This window comes from Acinetobacter sp. WC-743, assembly GCF_000335555.1.
GTDB lineage: Bacteria > Pseudomonadota > Gammaproteobacteria > Pseudomonadales > Moraxellaceae > Acinetobacter > Acinetobacter bereziniae.
In genome coordinates this window covers 78,248-86,887 of sequence record NZ_AMFQ01000039.1, presented here as the reverse complement: position 1 = coordinate 86,887, position 8,640 = coordinate 78,248, and the positions used below count along the sequence as shown (strand labels likewise).

Annotated in this window: 3 protein-coding genes, 6 tRNA genes and 2 rRNA genes; 3 read left to right on the top strand and 8 right to left on the bottom strand. The window is 43.5% G+C overall.

Translation table 11 applies throughout. The features are described from left to right. Positions 1 to 251: 251 nt before the first annotated feature. The 4 genes from ACINWC743_RS05665 to ACINWC743_RS05650 form a co-directional block, all read right to left on the bottom strand. Positions 252 to 3,142 (bottom strand): 23S ribosomal RNA (locus tag ACINWC743_RS05665). Positions 3,143 to 3,500: 358 nt separating this feature from the next. Beyond that, positions 3,501 to 3,576, bottom strand: a tRNA-Ala gene (locus ACINWC743_RS05660). 44 nt (positions 3,577 to 3,620) lie between these two features. Beyond that, positions 3,621 to 3,697 (bottom strand) — tRNA-Ile (locus tag ACINWC743_RS05655). Positions 3,698 to 3,756: 59 nt separating this feature from the next. Continuing rightward, a 16S ribosomal RNA gene (locus ACINWC743_RS05650) occupies positions 3,757 to 5,294 on the bottom strand. The 16S and 23S rRNA genes sit together here with 2 tRNA genes alongside, the layout of an rRNA operon. A gap of 613 nt (positions 5,295 to 5,907) precedes the next feature. Between ACINWC743_RS05650 and ACINWC743_RS05645 the strand changes: the two genes are divergently transcribed. The 3 genes from ACINWC743_RS05645 to ACINWC743_RS05635 are packed head-to-tail and all read left to right on the top strand — an operon-like array spanning position 5,908 to position 8,033. Next, complete coding sequence (locus ACINWC743_RS05645) at positions 5,908 to 6,315, top strand: YfiR family protein (RefSeq protein ID WP_009584663.1); 408 nt, start codon at positions 5,908 to 5,910, stop codon at positions 6,313 to 6,315. 4 nt (positions 6,316 to 6,319) lie between these two features. Then, the gene (locus ACINWC743_RS05640; protein ID WP_004830220.1) at positions 6,320 to 7,537 is read left to right on the top strand and encodes a sensor domain-containing diguanylate cyclase; all 1,218 of its coding nucleotides are present in this window, start codon (positions 6,320 to 6,322) and stop codon (positions 7,535 to 7,537) included. A 16-nt stretch (positions 7,538 to 7,553) separates the two neighbouring features. Further along, a complete protein-coding gene (locus tag ACINWC743_RS05635; protein ID WP_004830223.1) occupies positions 7,554 to 8,033 on the top strand; it encodes an OmpA family protein in 480 nt (159 codons plus the stop codon). Between the two features lie 140 nt (positions 8,034 to 8,173). On the opposite strand, the gene ACINWC743_RS05630 is transcribed toward ACINWC743_RS05635, so the two are convergent. The 4 genes from ACINWC743_RS05630 to ACINWC743_RS05615 form a co-directional block, all read right to left on the bottom strand. Further along, positions 8,174 to 8,250, bottom strand: a tRNA-Pro gene (locus ACINWC743_RS05630). A 23-nt stretch (positions 8,251 to 8,273) separates the two neighbouring features. Further along, a tRNA-His gene (locus ACINWC743_RS05625) sits at positions 8,274 to 8,349 on the bottom strand. Positions 8,350 to 8,390: 41 nt separating this feature from the next. Continuing rightward, positions 8,391 to 8,467 (bottom strand) — tRNA-Arg (locus ACINWC743_RS05620). 44 nt (positions 8,468 to 8,511) lie between these two features. Continuing rightward, positions 8,512 to 8,588 (bottom strand) — tRNA-Pro (locus ACINWC743_RS05615). Between the last annotated feature and the right edge of the window lie 52 nt (positions 8,589 to 8,640).

Sequence of the window (8,640 nt, the reverse complement as noted above, 5' to 3'; positions counted from 1 at the left end):
CTATTGTCGCCAGCAAACTGTTATGGACTTTTTCGGGTCTTATGGGTATGCCTTACTTTGTTCCAAATGAGTTTAACAGAAGAACATTTGAGTTGATTTTAACATAAAGCATAGCTTTATGTCTTGCGCTCGGACAAACATAATTAATGTTTGTTTATTCCTCGCTCATGTAACTAGCTTTACAACTAAATCAAGTTTCTTTGATCTTTTATGAATCAAATGATGCTTCAATACAACTGCTTGGGTGTTGTATAGTCAAGCCTCACGAGCAATTAGTATTGGTCAGCTTCATGCGTCACCGCACTTCCACATCCAACCTATCAACGTCGTAGTCTTCAACGGCTCTTTAGAGGACATAAAGTCCTAGGGAAATCTTATCTTGAGGTAGGCTTCCCGCTTAGATGCTTTCAGCGGTTATCCCTTCCGAACATAGCTACCCGGCGATGCGACTGGCGTCACAACCGGTACACCAGAGGTTCGTCCACTCTGGTCCTCTCGTACTAGGAGCAGATCCTCTCAAATTTCCAACGCCCACGGTAGATAGGGACCGAACTGTCTCACGACGTTCTAAACCCAGCTCGCGTACCTCTTTAAATGGCGAACAGCCATACCCTTGGGACCTGCTTCAGCCCCAGGATGAGATGAGCCGACATCGAGGTGCCAAACACCGCCGTCGATATGAACTCTTGGGCGGTATCAGCCTGTTATCCCCAGAGTACCTTTTATCCGTTGAGCGATGGCCCTTCCATACAGAACCACCGGATCACTAAGACCTACTTTCGTACCTGCTCGACTTGTGGGTCTCGCAGTTAAGCGCGCTTTTGCCTTTATACTCTACGCGTGATTTCCGACCACGCTGAGCGCACCTTCGTACTCCTCCGTTACTCTTTAGGAGGAGACCGCCCCAGTCAAACTACCCACCAGACATGGTCCTCGTCCCGGATAACGGGACAGAGTTAGAACCTCAATATTACCAGGGTGGTATTTCAAGGATGGCTCCATAGCAACTGGCGTCGCTACTTCTAAGCCTCCCACCTATCCTACACAAGTAAGATCAAAGTTCAATGTCAAGCTGCAGTAAAGGTTCACGGGGTCTTTCCGTCTAGCCGCGGGTACACCGCATCTTCACGGCGATTTCGATTTCACTGAGCCTCTGCTGGAGACAGCGCCCCCATCATTATGCCATTCGTGCAGGTCGGAACTTACCCGACAAGGAATTTCGCTACCTTAGGACCGTTATAGTTACGGCCGCCGTTTACTGGGGCTTCGATCAAGAGCTTCGCTTACGCTAACCCCATCAATTAACCTTCCAGCACCGGGCAGGCATCACACCCTATACGTCCACTTTCGTGTTTGCAGAGTGCTATGTTTTTAATAAACAGTTGCAGGGGCCTGGTTTCTGTGGCTGCCAATAGCTCAAGGAGCAAGTCCTATCACCGTCAGCAGCGTACCTTCTCCCGAAGTTACGGTACCATTTTGCCTAGTTCCTTCAGCAGAGTTCTCTCAAGCGCTTTGGTCTACTCGACCTGACCACCTGTGTCGGTTTCGGGTACGATTCCTGTGTAACTGAAGCTTAGAGACTTTTCCTGGAAGCATAGTATCAGCCACTTCACGAGTAAACTCGCTTGCTATCAGTTCTCAGCATAGAGCACCCCGGATTTGCCTAAGATGCATGCCTACAACCTTTCACCTGGACAACCAACGCCAGGCTGACTTAACTTTCTCCGTCCTCTCATCGCATTACACAGAAGTATTGGAATATTAACCAATTTCCCATCGACTACGCCTCTCGGCCTCGCCTTAGGGGTCGACTCACCCAGCCCCGATTAACGTTGGACTGGAACCCTTGGTCTTTCAGCGAACGGGTTTTTCACCCGTTTTGTCGTTACTCACGTCAGCATTCGCACTTCTGATACCTCCAGCATGCTTCTCAACACACCTTCATCGGCTTACAGAACGCTCCCCTACCACGTATACAATGTATACATCCGCAGCTTCGGCATATAGTTTTAGCCCCGTTACATCTTCCGCGCAGGCCGACTCGACTAGTGAGCTATTACGCTTTCTTTAAAGGGTGGCTGCTTCTAAGCCAACCTCCTAGCTGTCTATGCCTTCCCACATCGTTTCCCACTTAACTATAATTTTGGGGCCTTAGCTGGCGGTCTGGATTGTTTTCCTCTTGACTACGGACGTTAGCACCCGCAGTCTGTCTCCCGGATAGTACTCATAGGTATTCGGAGTTTGCATCGGTTTGGTAAGTCGGGATGACCCCCTAGCCGAAACAGTGCTCTACCCCCTATGGTATTCGTCCGAGGCGCTACCTAAATAGCTTTCGGGGAGAACCAGCTATCACCGAGTTTGATTAGCCTTTCACCCCTATCCACAAGTCATCCCCTGGCTTTTCAACGACAGTGGGTTCGGTCCTCCAGTTAGTGTTACCCAACCTTCAACCTGCTCATGGATAGATCACCCGGTTTCGGGTCTATACCCAGCAACTAAACGCCCTATTAAGACTCGATTTCTCTACGGCTCCCCTATACGGTTAACCTTGCTACTGAATATAAGTCGCTGACCCATTATACAAAAGGTACGCAGTCACCGAACAAGTCGGCTCCCACTGCTTGTATGCATGCGGTTTCAGGATCTATTTCACTCCCCTCACAGGGGTTCTTTTCGCCTTTCCCTCACGGTACTGGTTCACTATCGGTCAGTCAGGAGTATTTAGCCTTGGAGGATGGTCCCCCCATATTCAGACAAGGTTTCACGTGCCTCGCCCTACTCGTCATCATTATATGTGCACTTTCGTGTACGGGACTATCACCCTCTACGGTAGCACTTCCCAGAGCTTTCCGCTAATACACATATAACTTAATGGGCTGATCCCCGTTCGCTCGCCGCTACTGAGGGAATCTCAATTGATTTCTTTTCCTAAGGGTACTGAGATGTTTCACTTCCCCTCGTTCGCCTCGCATGACTATGTATTCATCATGCGATACCTACCTTATGGTAAGTGGGTTTCCCCATTCAGAAATCTCCGGATCACAGGATATTTGCCGCCTCCCCGAAGCTTATCGCAGGCTATTACGTCTTTCATCGCCTCTGACTGCCAAGGCATCCACCACATGCACTTAATTACTTGACTATACAACCCCAAACAGTCGTTAATCCCTACAAGGAGGATCAACAATGTGGATTTAACCACTTCTATTTGTTGCCTGTGAACTTAATCACTGTACAGCTTCAATTTAATTCATATACCAAAACGCTTGATTCAGTTTTATCGCTAGTTCTCATTTCATTCCGCTTTAACAATTGCTTGTTAAGCTTCATAAAACGAGTTAAACAATTATTTCAACTCAAATATATTCTGTTAATGATTCTCTACCGCCTCGTCAGCGAGTAGTTCACTGTGATAAATCACAGAAGTTAATAAACTCTATAAACTTCAGTTCATTAATTTCTATAATCAATCTTTTTTTAATCAGGTAACTGCGTAGTAGTGGTGGAGACTAGGAGAGTCGAACTCCTGACCTCCTGCGTGCAAAGCAGGCGCTCTACCAACTAAGCTAAGTCCCCAGCTTAAGATCTTAATATATCTGCTCTTCTGTGTTCAGTAGACTTGGTGGGTCTGACAAGACTTGAACTTGTGACCCCACGCTTATCAAGCGTGTGCTCTAACCAACTGAGCTACAGACCCTCAGATACATCAATGAAGAACAACTTGTTGTGGATTCTTACCAATCGTCAATCTTTCGTTAAGGAGGTGATCCAGCCGCAGGTTCCCCTACGGCTACCTTGTTACGACTTCACCCCAGTCATCGGCCACACCGTGGTAAGCGTCCTCCTTACGGTTAGACTACCTACTTCTGGTGCAACAAACTCCCATGGTGTGACGGGCGGTGTGTACAAGGCCCGGGAACGTATTCACCGCGGCATTCTGATCCGCGATTACTAGCGATTCCGACTTCATGGAGTCGAGTTGCAGACTCCAATCCGGACTACGATCGGCTTTTTGAGATTAGCATCCTATCGCTAGGTAGCAACCCTTTGTACCGACCATTGTAGCACGTGTGTAGCCCTGGTCGTAAGGGCCATGATGACTTGACGTCGTCCCCGCCTTCCTCCAGTTTGTCACTGGCAGTATCCTTAAAGTTCCCATCCGAAATGCTGGCAAGTAAGGAAAAGGGTTGCGCTCGTTGCGGGACTTAACCCAACATCTCACGACACGAGCTGACGACAGCCATGCAGCACCTGTATGTAAGTTCCCGAAGGCACCAATCCATCTCTGGAAAGTTCTTACTATGTCAAGACCAGGTAAGGTTCTTCGCGTTGCATCGAATTAAACCACATGCTCCACCGCTTGTGCGGGCCCCCGTCAATTCATTTGAGTTTTAGTCTTGCGACCGTACTCCCCAGGCGGTCTACTTATCGCGTTAGCTGCGCCACTAAAGTCTCAAAGACCCCAACGGCTAGTAGACATCGTTTACGGCATGGACTACCAGGGTATCTAATCCTGTTTGCTCCCCATGCTTTCGTACCTCAGCGTCAGTATTAGGCCAGATGGCTGCCTTCGCCATCGGTATTCCTCCAGATCTCTACGCATTTCACCGCTACACCTGGAATTCTACCATCCTCTCCCATACTCTAGCTCCCAGTATCGAATGCAATTCCCAAGTTAAGCTCGGGGATTTCACATCCGACTTAAAAAGCCGCCTACGCACGCTTTACGCCCAGTAAATCCGATTAACGCTCGCACCCTCTGTATTACCGCGGCTGCTGGCACAGAGTTAGCCGGTGCTTATTCTGCGAGTAACGTCCACTCATCTTGGGTATTAACCAAAAGAGCCTCCTCCTCGCTTAAAGTGCTTTACAACCATAAGGCCTTCTTCACACACGCGGCATGGCTGGATCAGGGTTCCCCCCATTGTCCAATATTCCCCACTGCTGCCTCCCGTAGGAGTCTGGGCCGTGTCTCAGTCCCAGTGTGGCGGATCATCCTCTCAGACCCGCTACAGATCGTCGCCTTGGTAGGCCTTTACCCCACCAACTAGCTAATCCGACTTAGGCTCATCTATTAACGCAAGGTCACAAGTGATCCCCTGCTTTCCCCCGTAGGGCGTATGCGGTATTAGCATCCCTTTCGAGATGTTGTCCCCCATTAATAGGCAGATTCCTAAGTATTACTCACCCGTCCGCCGCTAGGTCAATTACCGAAGCAATCTCCCCCGCTCGACTTGCATGTGTTAAGCCTGCCGCCAGCGTTCAATCTGAGCCATGATCAAACTCTTCAGTTAAAATCATTAGTGACTTAAGGTCACAATTCTGGCTCATCAATTACTGACAAATTCTCTCAAATAAACTTCGAGTAATTTAAACCAATCAATCAATGATAATATTTCGATCAATCGATCAGTAAAAATCCACACAAGTTGTTCTTCATATTCTCTTAATGATCTTCTTCATGCTTCGTCAGCATCAAGCTAGGTCGGCTATATTACTCTCTATCTCTAGAAAGTCAACTGTGATTTCAAATTATTTTTTAAACTTCCTTTCTAAAACCCAACTTAATCAATTCAACCAAGTCATTGTTTTATCAGAAGTTTTAATCTTCATCACCGCCGATGGATGTGCATTCTACAGCATTCCTAACCTAACACAACCCCCTTTTTTAATTATTTTTGATTTTAGTGCTCAGTTGTATTTTTATTAATCATATTTTAAAATTTTTATTTAAATTTTGACCTATTTATATTTGAATTTTTTCTTTAAACTATTTCAAATGATTTTATCATTAAATAAATTAAGTAAAATATGGCCCTTCTTATAAATAGAAAAACATTCTGTTTAGGAATTTTGCTCTTGTGCTGCAATTATTCCTGGGCCAACTCGTCGCATAATATTTTTGTGATGACCTTATCCATTTTGAGTTATGCAAAGTGGAATACACCCTCACCTGAATTATGTGTTGCAGACAATCCAAATTATGCTACTCAATTTTCTAATTACGCAAAATCCAACAAATCATCTTTTAGTGTAAATGCTATTCATGCAACAGATTTAAAAAGTCGTCACTGCGATGCAGTATTCTTTTCGAATATCACCGCACAAGCTGAGCAGACATTAATAGATAAATCATTGAACTCCACAATTTTATCATTTAGCTCAAATAATGCTGAGTGTGAAATAGGAAGTGTTTTTTGCCTCTCTACCAACAAAACAGGGAATACTATTTTTAAAGTTAATTTAGATAGCTTAGCTCGATCTAAAATACATGTTGATCCGCGTGTTTTGTTACTCGCAAAAAATTCGGATTAAAATCATGATCAATAAGTTTTTTAAATCGAGCTCTTTGCAAACGCTTTTTCGTAAATCACAATTTACAACTTTTGCAATCACGCTATTTATTTGCACATCAACTTTTGTCACGATTTCAGTCTTTACAGTTGAGTCTTATGCAAAACAAAATTTACTATTAATCAGTCGTACAGTTTCTGAACGTGTGCAACCAGCACTCGTATTCTCAGACAAAATCGCGATTTCACAAATTATCAATGAATATACTTTCCAGCATTCTGTACGTCTTATTGAGGTATACGATGCGCAAGGACAAAAGGTTGCACAAAGTTTAAAAAATATTGAACACTATTCTTATATTCAAAATATTTTTGATCATATTTTTTTAAAAGATGCAATTAAATTGAATGTGCAACACCAAGGACAATTTGTTGGACAAGTTGTTTTATATGGTAGCTCGAATGAAATTTTAATGTTTATCTTTAAAATTTTTCTAGGTCTAGCATTTGGAATGCTGTTTATGGTTTTTGCGGTATGGTGGTCTGTTAATCTCACCTACCGTCATATCATGGGCTCATTTTCTCCAATTATCCAAATCGCGCAACTTTTAAGAAATCAAAAAGCTTATAACTTAAGATTCCCTAAAAGTGATGTTAAAGAGTTCCAAGAGTTAAATAGTGTTTTTAACCAACTCCTTGATGAAATCCAGTCTTGGCATACACATCTTCAAAATGAAAATAGCGAGCTTTCATATCAAGTTCAACATGATCACTTAACACAACTGCCAAACCGTAGTTATTTTTATCAAGTACTCTGTAGTTTATTTGATGATGCTCATCAACGCCAAAATTTAGCATTACTGTTTATTGATAATAATAATTTTAAAGCCATTAATGATCAGTATGGACACTTGGTTGGTGATGAAGTGTTAAAAGAGATGGCGGTTCGTTTAAGACGCCATATTCGTCAAGATGACTTCGTTGCACGTCTTGCCGGTGATGAATTTGCAATAATTTTACGTTCAATTTCTAAAATTGAGCATTTAATTTCTATTGCAGAAAATCTCATTAAATGTTGTGAAGATCCTTTAATTTACAAAGGACAAGAGATTTATTTTAGTTTCAGTCTAGGGATTGCTATTTCAAGTAAAGCCTCTAGTCCAGAAGACTTAATTTCTCAAGCAGATCAAGCTATGTATAAAGCAAAATCGCTACAACACCATTGGTTCATTTATCATTCTTAATGTTTAGAGGATTGTTATGATTGCAAAAAATATACGTCTTTCTATTCTTGCTTTCGTTTGCTTAGCTCTCACAGGCTGTATGAACCTGGGTGGTCTAAGCTATAAGCAAGCACGCGTACTCAAGAAAGAAGGTTTCGTATTGACGGATGAAGGTTGGAGCTTAGGCTTACCTGAACGCTTGTTGTTTGGTTTTAATGAATCCAATATTCAGCCAGAACATCAAGTTGAGTTGATTCGTTTAGCGAAACAACTCAATAAATATCACTTAGATAAACTAAAAATTGTAGGTCATACTGATAATGTCGGTAATCCTGAATACAATTTAAAGTTGTCCAAAGAACGTGCTCAAAATGTCTCTGATATTTTTATTGCAGAAAAATTTAATCCTGCAAATATTCAAATCATTGGTAAGGGATCTGATCAACCGCTTAAATCCAATGATACTGAAGAGCATAAGGCTGAAAATCGTCGCGTGGCTGTGATTATTATTCCTTAATCATTTTCTTTTATTCAAAATAGATCTCAACAGAGGTCTATTTTTTGTCTTCATTTTTTATATGGATTGAAGCAATACAAATTTCAGGCATAAAAAAACCGCTTCAAAGCGGATAATTTATATTTAAGCTTTAACTTAAATGGTCGGAGCAGTAGGATTCGAACCTACGACCCCCTGGTCCCAAACCAGGTGCACTACCAGGCTGTGCTATGCTCCGAATTTACAACAAACTTAAGGAATTGGGGTGAATGATGGGGCTCGAACCCACGACAACCGGAATCACAATCCGGGGCTCTACCAACTGAGCTACATCCACCGTCACATTAAGTTTTAGGCTCTATAATATCAAGCAACATATGGTGCGCCTGACAGGATTCGAACCTGTGACCATCCGCTTAGAAGGCGGATGCTCTATCCAACTGAGCTACAGGCGCATGACCAATGATACTGATATCACCGTTACCTTGCCTTGAAGAATTGGTCGGAGCAGTAGGATTCGAACCTACGACCCCCTGGTCCCAAACCAGGTGCACTACCAGGCTGTGCTATGCTCCGTTCATCTCAGCTTTAGTGTATCGCACATCGTGCGGTACGGTGTGCATTCTAG